Origin of the sequence: Pseudomonas sp. RC3H12 (genome assembly GCF_018596375.1) — a bacterium.
GTDB lineage: Bacteria > Pseudomonadota > Gammaproteobacteria > Pseudomonadales > Pseudomonadaceae > Aquipseudomonas.
This window is the reverse complement of the sequence record NZ_CP075595.1, coordinates 930,038-947,293: the sequence shown is the minus strand read 5'-3', so window position 1 is coordinate 947,293 and position 17,256 is coordinate 930,038. Positions and strand designations below refer to the sequence as shown.

The window sequence follows — 17,256 nt, the reverse complement described above, 5'->3', positions numbered from 1 at the left end:
CGATTGTAGCGCACTTGCCAGGCGCTCGCGCAGCGGGACGACGCGCTTTCTGCGACTGATGGGTCAACTTTCCTACACGGCGCGAACTATGCTTTGGAAAAGGCTCGAAGAGGCGGTCCGGTAAGACTCCGCGCAAATTCTTGACCTTTGAGTCAGAAAATTATTGACCCGAAGGTCAGCCGTTGCTTAGAGTCCGCCGGAACAACAATAAAACCATTGCGAGGCCCTCCCCCGTGATCCAGTTTCTCGTCAACCAGGAGCTGCGCAGCGAGCATGCCCTGGACCCGAACATGACGGTGCTGCAGTACCTGCGCGAGCACCTGGGCAAACCCGGCACCAAGGAAGGCTGCGCCAGCGGCGACTGCGGCGCCTGCACCGTGGTCGTCGGCGAACTTGTCGAAAACGCCCAGGGTGGCGACGATATCCGCTATCGCAGCCTCAACTCGTGCCTGACGTTCGTCTCCGCCCTGCACGGCAAGCAACTGATCAGCGTCGAGGGTCTCAAGCACCTGGGCGAACTGCACAGCGTGCAAAAGGCCATGGCCGACTGCCATGGCTCGCAGTGCGGCTTCTGCACCCCTGGTTTCGTCATGTCGCTGTTCGCCCTGCAGAAGAACAGCCAAGGCCACGACCTGCACCAGGCCCAGGAGGCCCTGGCCGGCAACCTGTGCCGCTGCACCGGCTACCGGCCGATCCTCGAGGCTGCCGAGCAGAGCTGCGCACGCCCCTGCCGCGACCAGTTCGACGCTCAGCAGGCGCAGACCATCGCTCGCCTCAAGGCCATCGCCCCGCAACAGACCGGCGAGCTTAATAGCGGCGACAAGCGCTGCCTGGTGCCGCTGACCGTGGCCGACCTGGCCGACCTGTACAGCTCGCACCCCGAGGCGCGCCTGCTGGCCGGGGGTACCGACCTGGCGCTGGAAGTCACCCAGTTCCACCGCACCCTGCCGGTGATGATCTATGTCGGCCACGTCGCCGAACTCAAGCGCATCGACAAGACCGCCAGCCATCTGGAGATCGGCGCCGCCACGCCGCTGACTGACTGCTACACCGCGCTCAACGAGGAATACCCCGACTTCGGCGACCTGCTGCACCGCTTCGCCTCGCTGCAGATCCGCAACCAGGGCACTCTCGGCGGCAATATCGGCAACGCCTCGCCAATTGGTGATTCGCCACCTCTGTTGATCGCCCTCGACGCGCAGATCGTCCTGCGCCAAGGCGAGCGCCAGCGCACCCTGGCCCTGGAAGACTACTTCATCGACTACCGCATCACTGCACGCCAGGACAGCGAGTTCATCGAGAAGATCATCGTGCCGCGCGCCAGCAACGACTGGGCCTTCCGCGCCTACAAGGTGTCCAAGCGCCTGGACGACGATATTTCCGCGGTGTGCGCGGCGTTCAACCTGAGCATCGAGAACGGTGTGGTCAGCGGCGTGCGCATCGCCTTTGGCGGCATGGCGGCAATCCCGAAACGCGCCCGCGCCTGCGAAGCCGCGCTGCGCGGCAAGCCGTGGACCCAGGCCAGCGTCGAACGCGCCTGCCAGGCCCTGGCCGAGGACTTCACCCCGCTCAGCGACTTCCGCGCCAGCCGCGAGTACCGCCTGCTGACCGCGCAGAACCTGCTGCGCAAGTACTTCATCGAACTGCAAACGCCGCACATCGAAACCCGGGTGACCGCCTATGTCTAACCATCACGCCGTCAAGAGCCAGGCCGAGATGGCCGCACTGTTCAGCCAGGACCTGACCACCGGGGTCGGCCGCAGCCTCAAGCACGACAGCGCCGACAAGCATGTGGCCGGCGAAGCCGTGTACATCGACGACCGCCTGGAATTCCCCAACCAGCTGCACGTCTATGCGCGCACCGCCGACCGTGCTCATGCGCGCATCCTGCGCATCGACACCACACCCTGCTATCAGTTCGAAGGGGTGCGCATCGCCATCACCCATGAGGACATCCCGGGGCTCAAGGATATCGGCCCAGTGGTAGCTGGCGACCCTTTGCTGGCCATCGACAAGGTCGAGTTCTTCGGCCAGCCGGTGCTCGCCGTGGCCGCCTGCGATCTGGAGACTGCAAGACGCGCCGCCATGGCGGCAATCGTCGAGTACGAAGACCTGGAGCCGGTGCTCGATGTGGTCGAGGCCCTGCGCAAGAAGCACTTCGTGCTCGACAGCCACACCCACCAGCGCGGCGACTCTGCCGCCGCACTGGCCAGTGCCCCGCACCGTATCCAGGGCACCCTGCACATCGGCGGCCAGGAGCACTTCTACCTGGAGACCCAGATCAGCTCGGTGATGCCCGGCGAAGATGGCGGCATGATCGTCTACTGCTCGACGCAGAACCCCACCGAGGTGCAGAAGCTGGTGGCCGAGGTGCTCGACGTGCCGATGCACAAGATCGTCGTCGACATGCGCCGCATGGGTGGCGGTTTCGGCGGCAAGGAAACCCAGGCCGCCAGCCCCGCGTGCCTGTGCGCGGTGATCGCGCGCCTGACCGGCCAGCCGACCAAGATGCGCCTGCCCCGCGTCGAAGACATGATGATGACCGGCAAGCGCCACCCGTTCTACGTCGAGTACGACGTCGGCTTCGACGACACGGGCCGCCTGCATGGGATCAACTTCGACCTGGCCGGCAACTGCGGCTACTCGCCCGACCTGTCCGGTTCGATCGTCGACCGCGCCATGTTCCACTCCGACAACGCCTACTACCTGGGCGATGCCACGGTGCACGGCCACCGCTGCAAGACCAACACGGCCTCCAACACTGCCTACCGCGGCTTCGGCGGCCCGCAGGGGATGGTCGCCATCGAACAGGTGATGGACCATATCGCCCGTCACCTGGCCCTCGACCCGCTGGCGGTGCGCAAGGCCAACTACTACGGCAAGACCGAGCGCAACGTCACCCACTACTACCAGACCGTCGAGCACAACATGCTCGAGGAGATGACCGCCGAGCTCGAAGCCAGCAGCGACTACCATGAGCGCCGCGAATCGATCCGCCGCTTCAACGCCAACAGCCCGGTGCTGAAAAAAGGCCTGGCGCTGACCCCGGTGAAGTTCGGCATCTCGTTCACCGCCACCTTCCTCAACCAGGCAGGTGCCTTGATCCACATCTACACCGACGGCAGCATCCACCTCAACCACGGCGGCACCGAGATGGGCCAGGGCCTGAACACCAAGGTCGCGCAGGTGGTGGCGCAGGTGTTCCAGGTCGATTTCAACCGTATCCAGATCACCGCCACCAATACCGACAAGGTGCCCAACACCTCGCCCACCGCCGCCTCCAGCGGCGCCGACCTGAACGGCAAGGCCGCGCAGAACGCCGCCGAGATCCTCAAGAAGCGCCTGACCGAGTTCGCGGCCCGGCACTACAACGTCACCGAGGAAGACGTCGAGTTCCGTAACGGCCATGTGCGCGTGCGCGAGCAGATCGTCAGTTTCGAGCAATTGGTCCAGCAGGCCTATTTCGCCCAGGTGTCGCTGTCGACCACCGGTTTCTACCGCACGCCGAAGATTTTCTACGACCGCAACCAGGCCCGTGGCCGCCCGTTCTACTACTTCGCGTTCGGCGCCGCGTGCGTGGAGGTGATCGTCGACACCCTGACCGGCGAGTACAAGATGCTGCGCGCCGACATCCTGCACGACGTCGGTGACTCGCTGAACCCGGCCATCGATATCGGCCAGGTCGAAGGCGGCTTCGTCCAGGGCATGGGCTGGCTGACCACCGAGGAGCTGGTGTGGAATGCCAAGGGCAAGCTGATGACCAACGGCCCGGCCAGCTACAAGATCCCGGCTGTGGCCGACATGCCGATCGATATGCGCGTCAAGCTGGTGGAGAACCGCAAGAACCCCGAGGACACCGTGTTCCACTCCAAGGCCGTGGGCGAGCCGCCGTTCATGCTCGGCATTGCCGCCTGGTGCGCGATCAAGGACGCGGTGGCGAGCATCGCCGACTACCGCGTGCAGCCAAACATCGACGCGCCGTCGACGCCGGAGCGGGTGTTGTGGGGTTGCGAGCAGATGCGCAAGGCGGTGGCTGCGGCGCAGCCTGCCGAACAGCAACTGGAGCCCGTGACGCACTGACGCCACGCTCCCTGTAGGCGCGACCTTAGGTTGCGCCTACAGGGGACCGAGGAGGACTGAAGACATGCACCAATGGATCAACGCCCTCGCCGAGCACCAAGCCCGTGGCGAGCCCTGCGTGCTGGTAACCATCATCGAGGAGCGCGGCTCCACCCCGCGCAACGCCGGCTCGAAAATGGTGGTCAGCGCCAGCGCGCTGTACGACACCATCGGCGGCGGCCACCTGGAGTTCAAGGCCCTGCACATCGCCCGGCAGATGCTCGCGGAACACCGCAGTACCCCGCACCTGGAGCGCTTCAGCCTCGGCGCCAGCCTCGGCCAGTGCTGCGGCGGCGCCACCGTGCTGCTGTTCGAGCCGATGAGTGGCGTACAGGCCGAGATCGCCGTGTTCGGCGCGGGCCATGTCGGCCGCGCTCTGGTACCCTTGCTCGCCGCGCTGCCCTGCCGGGTGCGCTGGATCGATTCGCGCGAGCAGGAGTTCCCCGCGCTCATCCCCACCGGGGTGAGCAAGATCGTCAGCGAAGAGCCGGTCGACGAAGTTGCCGACCTGCCCGCCGGCAGCTACTGCATCGTCATGACCCATAACCACCAGCTGGACCTGGAGCTGACCGCCGCGATCCTCAAGCGCAACGACTTCACCTGGTTCGGCCTGATCGGTTCGAAGACCAAGCGCGTCAAGTTCGAGCACCGCCTGCGCGAGCGCGGCTTCGACGACGCCCTGATGGCGCGCATGCGCTGCCCGATGGGCCTGGCCGAGGTCAAGGGCAAGCTGCCGATCGAGATCGCCGTGTCCATCGCCGCCGAAATCATTGCCACCTACAACGCCTGCTTCGGCCAGCACGACGCTGCCGCCAACTCAGGCCCCATCGCCCAGTTGCTGCCGTCCTCGCGACGCAGCCAGACCCTTTGACGAGAGCCCCATGAGCGCAACCCGCAAAGCCTACCGAGCCGCCATCCTGCACAGCATCGCCGACCCCGCCGAGGTCGGCCTGGAGGCGTCCTGCGAATACTATGAAGACGGCCTGCTGGTAGTCGATAACGGCCGCATCAGCGCCCTGGGCCATGCCAGCGAGCTGCTGCCGACCCTCGACGCCGACATCCCGGTGCAGCACTACCAGGACGCCCTGATCACCCCGGGCTTCATCGACACCCATATCCACTTCCCGCAGACCGGCATGATCGGCTCCTACGGCGAGCAGCTGCTGGACTGGCTGAACACCTACACCTTCCCCTGCGAAAAGCAGTTCGCCGACAAGGCCCACGCCGACCAGGTGGCGAAGATCTTCCTCGCCGAACTGCTGCGCAACGGCACCACCACCGCGCTGGTGTTCGGCAGCGTGCACCCCGAGTCGGCCAACGCCCTGTTCGAGGAGGCCGAGCGCCTGGACCTGCGCATGATCGCCGGCAAGGTGATGATGGACCGCAACGCCCCCGACTACCTGACCGATACCGCCGAGTCCAGCTACCGCGACAGCAAGATGCTGATCGAGCGCTGGCACGGCAAGGGCCGCCTGCACTACGCGGTCACCCCGCGCTTCGCGCCGACCAGCACGCCGGAACAGTTGAGCGTGGCCGGCCAGTTGCTCAAGGAGCACCCGGGCGTGTACATGCACACCCACCTGTCGGAGAACCTCAAGGAAATCGACTGGGTCAAGGAACTGTTCCCCGAGCAGAAAGGCTACCTGGACGTCTACGACCACTTCGAGCTGCTCGGCGAGCGCTCGGTGTTCGCCCACGGCGTGCACCTGTGCGACGACGAGTGCCAGCGCCTGGCCGAAACCGGTTCGGCCATCGCCTTCTGCCCGACCTCCAACCTGTTCCTCGGCAGCGGCCTGTTCAACCTGCCCCAGGCCGAACGCTTCAAGGTCAACGTCGGCCTGGGCACCGATGTCGGCGCCGGCACCAGCTTCTCGCTGCTCAACACCCTGAACGAGGCATACAAGGTGATGCAGTTGCAAGGCGCGCGCTTGCACCCGTACAAGTCGCTGTACCTGGCCACCCTCGGCGGCGCCCGCGCCCTGCGCCTGGAGGACCGCATCGGCAGCCTGCGCCCGGGCAATGACGCCGACTTCGTGGTGCTCGACTACAAGGCCACCCCGCTGCTGGACTACCGCCTGCAGCAGTCGAAAAGCATCGAGGAGACCTTGTTCGTGCTCACCACCCTGGGCGACGACCGCACCGTGCGCGAGACCTACGCCGCCGGGCGTTGCGTGCACCAGCGCTAGGGTTGCTTGGCTAGGCCTCGATACAGCGCACCGCCGATCGCCGCGCCGATCAGCGGTGCCAGCCAGAACAGCCAAAGTTGCTGCAAGGCCCAGCCACCGACGAACAGCGCAGGCCCGGTGCTACGCGCTGGGTTCACCGAGGTATTGGTGACCGGGATCGAGATCAGGTGGATCAAGGTCAGCGCCAGGCCAATGGCGATCGGCGCAAACCCGGCCGGTGCCCGGGCGTCCGTGGCGCCCATGATGATCACCAGGAACATCGCGGTCATCACCACTTCGCTGACAAAACCTGCGGCCAGGGTGTAGCCACCGGGCGAGTGTTCGCCATAGCCATTCGAGGCCATGCCGTTACCCACCTCGAAACCGGCCTTGCCGGTGGCGATGAAGTAGATCACCGCCGCGGCGAGGATCGCGCCGATCACCTGGGCAATCACGTAGGGCAGCAACTCTTTTGCCGGGAATCGTCCCCCCACCACCAGCCCGAACGACACGGCGGGGTTGAGGTGGCAGCCGGAGATATGGCCGATGGCGAATGCCATGGTCAGGACGGTAAGGCCAAAAGCGAAGGCGACACCCAGGACCCCGATGCCGACAGGCGAGCTTGCGGCCAGCACCGCGCTGCCACAACCACCCAGGACCAACCAGAAGGTGCCGACCAGCTCGGCACCTATGCGCACACCCAGGGATGAACTCATGGACCATTCCTCAAGTAATTGGACGCAACGACTGCGCAAGCCCAACTGCTCGATGAAGGTTTGCTGAGGAAAATCTAGCAGAGCCTTGGCCAAGGGCCAGTAACGCCAGGGGCTGCATCGCAGCCCCGCTCAGGCAGGCAAACGATCAACCCTTGGCAGTGGCCTTGGGCTTTTTCAGCAGGTGGGAGAACACCGCGTGCAGATCGTCCGAGGCGCTCTCCTCGTCGAGGTTGAGCTTGCTGTCGATATGGTCCATGTGATGCATCATCAGGCTTACCGCCTGCTCGGCATCACGGGCCTCGATCGCATCGATCAGCTGCATGTGCTCATCGTACGAGCAGTGCGAGCGGTTACCGCTTTCGTACTGGGCGATGATCAGCGAAGTCTGCGACACCAGGCTGCGCTGGAAGCTCACCAGTGGCGCATTGCCCGCGGCCTCGGCCAGCTTGAGGTGGAACTCGCCGGACAGGCGGATACCGGCGCCACGGTCACCACGGGAGAAGCTGTCACGCTCCTCGCGGACCATCTGGCGCAGTTCGTTGAGCTGTTCGAGGGTGGCGTGCTGCACGGCCAGCTCGGTGATCGCGCGCTCGACCATGCGCCGCGAGAAGAACACCTGCCGCGCCTCCTCGACCGTGGGGCTGGCCACCACCGCACCACGGTTGGGCCGCAACAGCACCACGCTTTCATGGGCCAGGCGCGACAGGGCGCGGCGGATGATGGTGCGGCTGACGCCGAAGATCTCGCCCAGTGCTTCCTCGCTCAACTTGGTGCCCGGTGCCAGACGCTGCTCGAGGATCGCCTCGAAGATATGCGCGTAGACGATGTCGTCCTGGGTACCGCTGCGGCCGGCCTTGCCAGTGCGCACAGGTTTTTTCAGAGGTTGCAGCTGTTCGTTCATGGGCTCTCGAGCACAAAGGATCTGCCAGTCGGACCGTGACTGTAATACCGGTCAGCGGGGGGATGGCAAGTCCTGGAAGAAGAAAAGGGGCCAAGGTATGGCGCCATTGTACACAGGCTGACCCGTTTCTGCAGGTGGCCTTTTACCTATATAGCCGTTGTACGACCGTTTGTACGCACAAAAGATAAAACATTATTTGCATTCTTTGTACACAAAAGCATAATCCTGCGAGCAACTTCCTGACCCAAAAGTCAACAAACAGGTCGGACGTCTGCCACACCCCCTCGCGAAGCCCCCCAGTGCATGGCTCAGGACCAGGCTTCGAACAACAAGAAAGACTTGAGGAGTACTCGCTGTGGAAAGCCGCAAATCCGAAGCACCTACGCTGGATCTCGCCCCACCGCTCGAAACGGGCTGGCTGGAGCGGATTTTCAAACTCAAGCAGCATGGCAGCACCGTCCGCACCGAGCTGATCGCCGGGGTGACCACCTTCATCACCATGGCCTACATCATCTTCGTCAACCCCAACATCATGGCCGACGCCGGCATCGACCACGGCGCGGCGTTCGTCGCCACCTGCATCGCCGCTGCCCTCGGCTGCCTGCTGATGGGCCTGTACGCCAACTGGCCGGTCGGCCTGGCGCCGGGCATGGGGCTCAATGCCTTCTTTACCTACACCGTGGTCGGCACCATGGGCTACAACTGGGAAACGGCGCTGGGGGCGGTGTTCGTCTCGGGTGTGCTGTTCATGTTCCTGACCGTTTCGCGCGTGCGTGAGTGGCTGCTCAACAGCATCCCGGTGAGCCTGCGCCATGCCATGGGGGCCGGCGTCGGCTTGTTCCTCGGGCTGATCGGCCTGAAAACCGCCGGCATCATCGTCGACAGCCCGGCAACCCTGGTCAAGCTGGGCTCGCTGCATGAGCCCGGCCCGCTGCTGGCGGCCGTGTGCTTCCTGCTGATCGCGATCCTCAGCTACAAGCGGGTGTTCGGCGCGATCCTGATCAGCATCATCGGCGTCACTTTGGCCGGCTGGGGCCTGGGCCTGGTCAAGTTCGGCGGGGTGGTGTCGATGCCGCCGAGCCTGGCACCGACCTGGATGGCCATGGACGTGGTCGGCGTGTTCAACGTCAGCATGATCAGCGTGGTGCTGGCGTTCCTGTTCGTGCACATGTTCGACACCGCTGGCACGCTGATGGGCGTGGCCCAGCGGGCCAACCTGGTGGCACCGGACGGGCGTATCGAGAACCTGTCGCGGGCGCTGAAGGCCGACAGCACCTCCAGCGTGTTCGGCGCGGTGGTCGGCGTGCCGCCGGTGACCAGCTACGTGGAAAGTGCTGCGGGCGTGGCGGCAGGCGGGCGCACCGGCTTGACCGCCGTAGTGGTTGGGATCCTGTTCATCGCGGCGATGTTCTTCGCCCCATTGGCGGGGATGATCCCGGCCTATGCCACCGCTGGCGCGCTGATCTACGTGGCGATGCTGATGATGGGCAGCATGGCGCATATCGAGTGGGATGAAGCCACCGACAGCATTCCGGCGATCGTCACCGTGATCATGATGCCGCTGACCTTCTCGGTGGCAGACGGCATTGCCCTGGGCTTCATCAGCTATGTGGCGCTGAAGGCCGGTACCGGTAAATTCAAGGAGATCTCGGCCAGCCTATGGGTGCTGTGCGCGATCTTCATTGCCAAGTTTGTGTTCCTCTGATCAGCGGGACTCATTCCACTACCTCGGGCAGGGGCAGCGGCCCGAGGTACCAAGTTTACCTGCGCACCCTTCTGATATTTCTGATAGGTGTAAATCCAGTGCGCGCACGCTATTACTAGCGCAGAAAAAACTCGCCATGAGCGGCCATTGCGATCCGACAAACAGAGTATCAACGCCATGCTTACTTATGTTTTGTCAGTAGACAGAGCCAGTTCGGTCATACATGCCCAGTCCATCACAAACGCGTATACCCCATACGGAAGCAAGGCATGCAGAGGGGGACCAAGGACTGGCTTCAACGGACAAATCCCAGAGCCCCTCACCGGCCATTATTATCTGGGCAACGGCCATCGCTTGTTCAACACCCAACTTATGCGTTTCAGTAGCCCAGATTCGCTAAGCCCTTTCGATGAAGGTGGCAGTAATAGTTATACCTATTGCGCTGGCGACCCCATCAACAGGCATGATCCCACTGGCGGCATCATTGCTTTCATCAAAGAGATGCATCAACAGTTCACGACTTCGTTTTTACGCAATACCGTGCCCGATGCCATACCGGGACGCGTCTTGGCCACGCCGGAAGCCCAGCAGATCGTCAATGCCCCAAACAAATCGTTTTTTGGAGAGCGCGTCGCTGGCGCCTACATTGCAAAAGACAGTAATGGGGCTCCGCCCCTGCCCCAGTATCTCCAGACTCGTTACGCAGAAACCGTGCAACGGGCGAATAGGGGTGAAACGCCCTCTGTCGTCGCCCATCTCGAGATGGCATCCACCTGGCTGGAATTCAACGGTGCTCCCGAAGCGGTTGCAGCAAAAATCACACCCGGAACCATAGCAACCGCTGTAGTCGGCCACCTGCTCGGCGCAGCGACGGCTGGAGGCGCGGACATAGCTGCATTGAAAACCGGAAGAGCATTGAATCTCTACAGCACCGCAGAGAGAGTCAGGGAGTAGGACTACGAACGAAAAAAAGCCCGCCAGTGTGAGAGCGGGCCAAGGACCTACGAAGATTCTTCTAGCGACCAACTAGCTTCCACGATAGGTCGAATAGCTGTACGGCGAGATCAGCAGCGGCACGTGGTAGTGCTCCTGCTGCTCGTCGATGCCGAAGCGCAGCACGACCACGTCGAGGAACGCGGTGTCCGGCAGCTTCACACCCTTGGCGCGGTAGTAGTCACCGGCGCTGAACTGCAATTGATAGACGCCGGTGCGGTAGTCGTCACCCTGCAGCAGCGGCGCGTCAACGCGGCCATCGCTGTTGGTCAGGGCGGTGTTCACCAGTTCCAGTTGCTGGCCTTCAACGCGGTACAGCTCGACCTTGATCGAGCTGCCCGGGCAGCCATGCGCGGCGTCCAGTACGTGTGTGGTCAAACGTCCCATTTGCTTGTCGCCTCTTGTCGTCTACGTGGGCAAAAAATACACGGCAACAGGCTCGCACCGTGCGGGAATGCAGCCATTAAGACAGTTTAGCGATAGATTGTACACAATTTTTTCTGCATCCCAGGTCAAGACTCCTCGAACACTCCATCAGTCGCAAAGACACGCCCGATGCCGACCCTCACGGCATTAGCTGACCAATCAGGCAGGTTTCTTGCAAGCCATTCTCAGGCGACAAATGGGAAGAAATGCGGAAAAACAGGCTTACAAAGTATTTAAGAAGTTGTATACAATCAGCCCATCCGGTGGTGCGACATCCCGACGCGGCCCGCCCACCACTCGCACATACGTACAAGAAGGAAGACTGCAGTGAGCGCTGACTACCCTCGCGACCTGATCGGTTACGGCAACAACCCACCTCATCCGCAATGGCCGGGCAATGCCCGCATTGCACTGTCCTTCGTGCTCAACTACGAAGAAGGTGGCGAGCGCAACATCCTGCATGGCGACAAAGAGTCCGAAGCGTTCCTCTCCGAAATGGTCGCCGCCCAGCCGCTGCAAGGCGCGCGCAACATGAGCATGGAGTCGCTCTACGAATACGGCAGCCGCGCGGGCGTATGGCGCCTGCTCAAGCTGTTCAAGGACAGCGGCGTGCCGCTGACCATCTTCGCCGTGGCCATGGCCGCCCAGCGCCACCCCGACGTGATCCGCGCCATGGTCGAGGCCGGCCACGAGATCTGCAGCCACGGCTACCGCTGGATCGACTACCAGTACATGGATGAAGCGCAAGAGCGCGAGCACATGCTCGAAGCCATCCGCATCCTCACCGAGCTTACCGGCGAACGCCCGCAAGGCTGGTACACCGGCCGCACCGGTCCGAACACCCGGCGCCTGGTGATGGAGGAAGGCGGCTTCCTCTACGACAGCGACACCTACGACGACGACCTGCCCTACTGGGAGCCGAACAATCCGACCGGCAAGCCGCACCTGGTGATCCCCTACACCCTCGACACCAACGACATGCGCTTCACCCAGGTACAGGGCTTCAACTGCGGCGAGCAGTTCTTCCAGTACCTCAAGGACGCTTTCGACGTGCTCTACGAGGAAGGCGCCGAGGCGCCGAAGATGCTCTCCATCGGCCTGCACTGCCGCCTGGTCGGCCGCCCGGCGCGCCTGGCCGCGCTCAAGCGCTTCGTCGACTACGCCAAGAGCCACGAGCAGGTCTGGTTCGCCCGTCGCGTGGACATCGCCCGCCACTGGCACGCCACCCACCCGTACAAGAAAGAGAACGCCTGATGACCGCCTTCAAGACCCTCAAGCCCTCCACCCTGGACCGCGCCGCCTTCGTCGCGGCCTTCGCCGACATCTACGAGCACTCGCCGTGGGTCGCCGAAAAAGCCTACGACCTGGGGCAACTGGCCGAGCTGGACGAGATCGAGGCGCTGCATCAGCGCATGAGCGACATCCTGCTCAGCGCCAACCACGCCGACCAGCTGGCACTGATCAACGCTCACCCGGACCTGGCCGGCAAGGCCGCCATCCAGGGCGAGCTGACCGAATCGAGCACCAACGAGCAGGCCGGCGCCGGTATTCACCAGTGCACCGCTGAAGAGTTCGCCCGCTTCACCGAACTCAACGACGCCTACAAGGCCAAGTTCCAGTTCCCGTTCATCATGGCGGTCAAGGGCAGCAACCGGCACCAGATCCTCGCCTCCTTCGAAAAACGCATCCACAACGACACCGATGCCGAGTTCAAGGAAGCTTTGGCGCAGATCAACCTGATCGCCCTGTTCCGCCTGCTGCAGCTGTAAGGCACTGGCAGCGCCCTGGCCCGAGTGCGTGACGCGTCCGCACCCAGGGCCCCGGCCCGCCAGGCCACCAAAATCCAGAACAACGAATAGAAGAGATAACCGCATGCGCACCCTGATGATCGAGCCCCTGACCAAAGAAGCCTTCGCCCCCTTCGGTGACGTGATCGAAACCGACGGCAGCGACCACTTCATGATCAACAACGGCTCGACCATGCGCTTCCACAAGCTCGCCACGGTCGAGACCGCCGAGCCGGAAGACAAGGCGATCATCAGCATCTTCCGCGCCGACGCGCTGGAGATGCCGCTGACCGTGCGCATGCTGGAACGCCATCCGCTGGGCAGCCAGGCTTTCATCCCGCTGCTCGGCAACCCCTTTCTGATCGTGGTCGCGCCACTTGGCGATGCACCTGTATCAGGCTTGGTCCGCGCCTTCCGCAGTAATGGCAGGCAGGGCATCAATTACCATCGCGGCGTCTGGCACCACCCGGTGCTGACGATCGAAAAGCGGGATGACTTCCTGGTGGTTGATCGCAGTGGTTCCGGCAACAACTGCGATGAGCATTACTTCCCCGAGGAACAGATGTTGATCCTCAATCCCCACCAATAAGAAAAGGTCGGTCACCCAGGTCCGCCTGAACCGTGACCGGCGAGAGGTACATACTGTGGAAGCACACCTTCACGAATGGCTGAACCTGAGCATTCGCTGGGTTCACATGATCACCGGCGTGGCCTGGATCGGTGCATCGTTCTACTTTGTCTGGCTGGAGAACCACCTGAACCGAAGCAACCCGCGCGATGGGTTGTCGGGTGACCTCTGGGCCATCCACGGTGGTGGTATCTACCACCTGGAAAAATACAAGCTGGCCCCGCCGAAGATGCCCGAGAACCTGCACTGGTTCAAATGGGAAGCCTACTTCACCTGGATGTCCGGGATCGCCCTGCTGTGCGTGGTGTTCTACTGGAACCCGACCCTGTACCTGCTGGCACCCGGCAGCACCCTCAGCGGTGCCGAAGGCGTGGCCATCGGTATCGGCTCGCTGATCGCCGGCTGGTTCATCTACGATTTCCTCTGCGACTCGCCCCTGGGCAAGAAGCCGGCCCTGCTCGGCGCCGTGCTGTTCGTGCTGATCATCGCCGCCTGCTGGGGCTTCAGCCTGGTGTTCAGCGGCCGCGGCGCGTACCTGCACACCGGTGCGATCATCGGCACCATCATGGTCGGTAACGTGTTCCGCATCATCATGCCGGCGCAGCGCCAGCTGGTGGCGGCCATCGAGAACAACCAGACCCCCGACCCGGTGCTGCCGGCCAAGGGCCTGCTGCGCTCGCGCCACAACAACTACTTCACCCTGCCGGTGCTGTTCATCATGATCAGCAACCACTTCCCGAGCACCTACGGCAGCCAGTACAACTGGCTGATCCTGGCCGGGATCGCGGTGGCCGCGGTATTGATCCGTCACTATTTCAACACCCGCCACGACAGCAACAAGTACGCCTGGACCCTGCCAGTCGGTGCCCTGGCGATGATCTGCCTGGCCTACGTGACCGGCCCCAAACCACTGCCGACCGCCCCTGAGCAAGCCGCTGCCAAGGTCGAGTACCAGCCGCTGCCGGCCACTGCCGTAGGTGGCAAGACCGCCGCCGAGCTGCGCGCCGAGGAAGCCGCCAAACCTGCGGCACCCGCCGAGGCTCCGGCCCAAGCCACAGCCCAGGCTGGCGGTGAAACCTTCGACAAGATCCACACCGTCATCCAGGAACGCTGCACCGTGTGCCACTCGGCCAAGCCGACCAGCCCGCTGTTCAGCGCAGCCCCAGCCGGCGTGATGTTCGACACCCCGCAGCAGATCCAGGCCCAGGCCGCGCGCATCCAGGCGCAGGCCGTCGCCAGCCAGATCATGCCGCTGGGCAACATCACCCAGATGACTGTCGAGGAACGCAAGCTGGTCGGCGACTGGATCGCCAAAGGCGCGCAGGTCAACTGAGACAACCCACGACTGCGTGGGAGCGGGCTTGCCCCGCGATGAGGCCGGTACTCCCGGCCTCGCTACAAGCTCTACGTAACAAGCAAGCATCGAGCGTTCGGCTTCACGCGGGAACCCCGGCCTCCTTTACCGGAGCCTGCCACGTGAAGCCGCCCGCTTGGATCCGAGAATAAAAACAAAACTCGAGGTGCTGCATGTCCGAGTCACCCAAGGCGTACATCCCTGTTGCGCCGCCACGACAGCCCCTGCCTTTGTTCCAGCTGATCCTGGTGGGTCTGCAACACGTTCTGCTGATGTACGGCGGCGCCATCGCGGTGCCGCTGATCATTGGCCAGGCGGCGGGCCTGTCCCGCGAAGAAGTCGCCTTCCTGATCAACGCCGACCTGCTGGTCGCCGGCGTTGCCACCATCATCCAATCCTTCGGTATCGGTCCGGTCGGCATTCGCATGCCGGTCATGATGGGCGCCAGCTTCGCCGCCGTCGGCAGCATGGTGGCCATGGCCGGCATGCCGGGCGTCGGCCTGCAGGGGATCTTCGGCGCGACCATCGCCGCCGGGTTCTTCGGCATGCTGATCGCGCCGTTCATGTCCAAGGTCGTGCGCTTCTTCCCGCCGCTGGTGACCGGCACGGTCATCACCTCCATCGGCTTGTCGCTGTTCCCGGTAGCGGTCAACTGGGCCGGTGGCGGCCATGACGCCGAAGCCTTCGGCGCGCCGATCTACCTGATGGTCGCCGGCCTGGTGCTGGCGGTGATCCTGCTGATCAACCGCTTCATGCGCGGCTTCTGGGTCAACGTGTCGGTACTGGTGGGCATGGGCCTGGGTTACGTGCTCGCCGGTTCCATCGGCATGGTCGACCTGTCGGGCCTGAGCGAGGCACCGTGGCTGCAGGTGGTGACGCCGCTGCACTTCGGCATGCCGACCTTCAGCCTGGCGCCGATCCTGTCGATGTGCCTGGTGGTGGTGATCATCTTCGTCGAGTCGACAGGCATGTTCCTTGCCCTGGGCAAGGTGACCGACCGTGAAGTAACGCCAGGCATGCTACGGCGCGGCCTGCTGTGCGATGCCGGCGCGTCGTTCATCGCCGGCTTCTTCAACACCTTCACCCACTCCTCGTTCGCCCAGAACATCGGCCTGGTGCAGATGACCGGGGTGCGCTGCCGCTACGTCACGGTGATGGCCGGCGCGCTGCTGATCCTGCTCAGCCTGCTGCCCAAGGCGGCCTTCCTGATCGCCTCGATCCCGCCCGCGGTACTGGGCGGCGCGTCCATCGCCATGTTCGGCATGGTCACCGCCACCGGGATCAAGATCCTCCAGGAAGCGGACATCTCCGACCGACGCAACCAGCTGCTGGTCGCCGTCAGCGTCGGCTTTGGCCTGATCCCGGTGGTGCGCCCGGAGTTCTTCGCGCAGATGCCGCAGTGGATGGAACCGATCACCCACAGTGGCATCGCCATGGCCACCCTCAGCGCCCTGGTGCTGAACCTGCTGTTCAACATCCTCGGCGGCGCCGACCGCGCCGCGCACAACGATGCCTGTCACCAGCATTGAGTGACCAGGGGCGGCGCCGTCCTGGCCGCCCCGCTTCAACCCTGTGGTAACGCAGTACCGTCGGCCCGCCGGAATGGGCCGTCCGGGGCGCCTGCGCGCCGAAAAAGCCCTTACAAAAACAATAAGTCCGGGAATCACAACATGAAGCGCATCACCACCTCCGTCCTGCTGGGCAGCAGCCTGCTGGCCACCCTCCCCGTCCATGCCGGCGAATGGCTGCAGTGGCACGGCGAAAGCCTGTCCTACCTCTACGGCAAGGACTTCAAGGTCAACCCCGACATCCAGCAGACCATCACCTTCGAACACGCCAACAAGTGGAAGTACGGCGACACCTTCCTGTTCGTCGACAAGATCTTCTACAACGGCAAGGCCGACCCCGGCAAAGGCGTGACCACCTACTACGGTGAGTTCAGCCCGCGCCTGTCGTTCGGCAAGATCTTCGAGCGCAACCTGGCCTTCGGCCCGGTCAAGGACGTGCTGCTGGCCATGACCTACGAGCGTGGCGAGGGCGACAACGAGGCCTACCTGATCGGCCCCGGCTTCGACCTGAACGTGCCCGGCTTCAACTATTTCACCCTGAACTTCTACCTGCGCAACACCGAAGGCAGCCGCCCCGGTGACAACGTCTGGCAGATCACCCCGGCCTGGTCCTACACCATCCCGGTGGGCAAGTCCGACATCCTGATCGACGGCTACATCGACTGGGTGGTCGACAACGACCAGACCCGCCGTGGCACCTACCACGCCAACCTGCAGTTCAACCCACAGGTCAAATACGACCTGGGCAAGGCCCTTAACCTAGGCGCCAAGCAGCTCTACGTCGGCTTCGAATACAGCTACTGGAAGGACAAGTACGGCATTGACAGCCGCGGCAACGTGGACAGCAACCAGAGCGTCGCCAGCGCCCTGGTGAAGGTGCATTTCTGACCGAAC

At 63.6% G+C, this 17,256-nt stretch carries 15 protein-coding genes; 12 read left to right on the top strand and 3 right to left on the bottom strand.

The features are described from left to right. Positions 1 to 233: 233 nt before the first annotated feature. The 4 genes from xdhA to guaD all read left to right on the top strand — a co-directional run bounded on the left by xdhA (position 234) and on the right by guaD (position 6,305). Entirely contained in the window at positions 234 to 1,688 is a 1,455-nt protein-coding gene (xdhA, locus tag KHO27_RS04420) for a xanthine dehydrogenase small subunit (RefSeq protein WP_110699110.1), read from the top strand. After that, on the top strand, positions 1,681 to 4,080 hold the full coding sequence (gene xdhB / locus KHO27_RS04415) for a xanthine dehydrogenase molybdopterin binding subunit (RefSeq protein ID WP_214501273.1): 2,400 nt from the start codon (positions 1,681 to 1,683) through the stop codon (positions 4,078 to 4,080). The genes xdhA and xdhB overlap by 8 nt, the downstream gene beginning before the upstream one ends. A 64-nt stretch (positions 4,081 to 4,144) precedes the next feature. Then, the gene (gene xdhC, locus KHO27_RS04410) at positions 4,145 to 4,990 is read left to right on the top strand and encodes a xanthine dehydrogenase accessory protein XdhC (RefSeq protein ID WP_214501272.1); all 846 of its coding nucleotides are present in this window, start codon (positions 4,145 to 4,147) and stop codon (positions 4,988 to 4,990) included. A 10-nt stretch (positions 4,991 to 5,000) separates the two neighbouring features. Next, positions 5,001 to 6,305, top strand: a complete 1,305-nt coding sequence (gene guaD / locus KHO27_RS04405) for a guanine deaminase (protein WP_214501271.1) — start codon at positions 5,001 to 5,003, stop codon at positions 6,303 to 6,305. Here guaD and aqpZ read toward each other — a convergent pair. Next, on the bottom strand, positions 6,302 to 7,000 hold the full coding sequence (gene aqpZ / locus KHO27_RS04400) for an aquaporin Z (RefSeq protein WP_110699117.1): 699 nt from the start codon (positions 6,998 to 7,000) through the stop codon (positions 6,302 to 6,304). The two genes, guaD and aqpZ, sit on opposite strands and share 4 nt — an antisense overlap. Positions 7,001 to 7,145: 145 nt before the next feature. Next, positions 7,146 to 7,901, bottom strand: coding sequence for a GntR family transcriptional regulator (locus tag KHO27_RS04395; RefSeq protein WP_038705701.1), 756 nt, complete (start codon positions 7,899 to 7,901; stop codon positions 7,146 to 7,148). Positions 7,902 to 8,256: 355 nt separating this feature from the next. On the opposite strand from KHO27_RS04395, the gene KHO27_RS04390 reads away from it, so the two are divergent. After that, the gene (locus tag KHO27_RS04390; RefSeq protein ID WP_110699119.1) at positions 8,257 to 9,606 is read left to right on the top strand and encodes an NCS2 family permease; all 1,350 of its coding nucleotides are present in this window, start codon (positions 8,257 to 8,259) and stop codon (positions 9,604 to 9,606) included. 177 nt (positions 9,607 to 9,783) lie between these two features. Then, positions 9,784 to 10,560, top strand: a complete 777-nt coding sequence (locus KHO27_RS04385; protein ID WP_214501270.1) for an RHS repeat-associated core domain-containing protein — start codon at positions 9,784 to 9,786, stop codon at positions 10,558 to 10,560. Between the two features lie 72 nt (positions 10,561 to 10,632). Here KHO27_RS04385 and uraH read toward each other — a convergent pair whose 3' ends face one another. Beyond that, the gene (gene uraH / locus KHO27_RS04380; RefSeq protein WP_028692847.1) at positions 10,633 to 10,986 is read right to left on the bottom strand and encodes a hydroxyisourate hydrolase; all 354 of its coding nucleotides are present in this window, start codon (positions 10,984 to 10,986) and stop codon (positions 10,633 to 10,635) included. 366 nt (positions 10,987 to 11,352) lie between these two features. On the opposite strand from uraH, the gene puuE reads away from it, so the two are divergent. The 6 genes from puuE to KHO27_RS04350 all read left to right on the top strand — a co-directional run bounded on the left by puuE (position 11,353) and on the right by KHO27_RS04350 (position 17,250). Next, the gene (gene puuE / locus KHO27_RS04375; protein ID WP_046856486.1) at positions 11,353 to 12,279 is read left to right on the top strand and encodes an allantoinase PuuE; all 927 of its coding nucleotides are present in this window, start codon (positions 11,353 to 11,355) and stop codon (positions 12,277 to 12,279) included. Beyond that, the gene (gene uraD, locus KHO27_RS04370; protein ID WP_102684652.1) at positions 12,279 to 12,794 is read left to right on the top strand and encodes a 2-oxo-4-hydroxy-4-carboxy-5-ureidoimidazoline decarboxylase; all 516 of its coding nucleotides are present in this window, start codon (positions 12,279 to 12,281) and stop codon (positions 12,792 to 12,794) included. Before puuE ends, uraD begins: the two co-directional genes overlap by 1 nt. A 103-nt stretch (positions 12,795 to 12,897) precedes the next feature. Then, entirely contained in the window at positions 12,898 to 13,401 is a 504-nt protein-coding gene (locus KHO27_RS04365; RefSeq protein ID WP_023631381.1) for an ureidoglycolate lyase, read from the top strand. 55 nt (positions 13,402 to 13,456) lie between these two features. Continuing rightward, the gene (locus KHO27_RS04360; protein WP_102684673.1) at positions 13,457 to 14,773 is read left to right on the top strand and encodes a urate hydroxylase PuuD; all 1,317 of its coding nucleotides are present in this window, start codon (positions 13,457 to 13,459) and stop codon (positions 14,771 to 14,773) included. 194 nt (positions 14,774 to 14,967) lie between these two features. Further along, on the top strand, positions 14,968 to 16,323 hold the full coding sequence (locus KHO27_RS04355) for a nucleobase:cation symporter-2 family protein (protein ID WP_046856489.1): 1,356 nt from the start codon (positions 14,968 to 14,970) through the stop codon (positions 16,321 to 16,323). A 141-nt stretch (positions 16,324 to 16,464) separates the two neighbouring features. Continuing rightward, positions 16,465 to 17,250 (top strand): outer membrane protein OmpK, encoded by a 786-nt coding sequence (locus KHO27_RS04350; protein ID WP_110699125.1) that lies wholly within the window; start codon positions 16,465 to 16,467, stop codon positions 17,248 to 17,250. Positions 17,251 to 17,256: the final 6 nt, after the last annotated feature.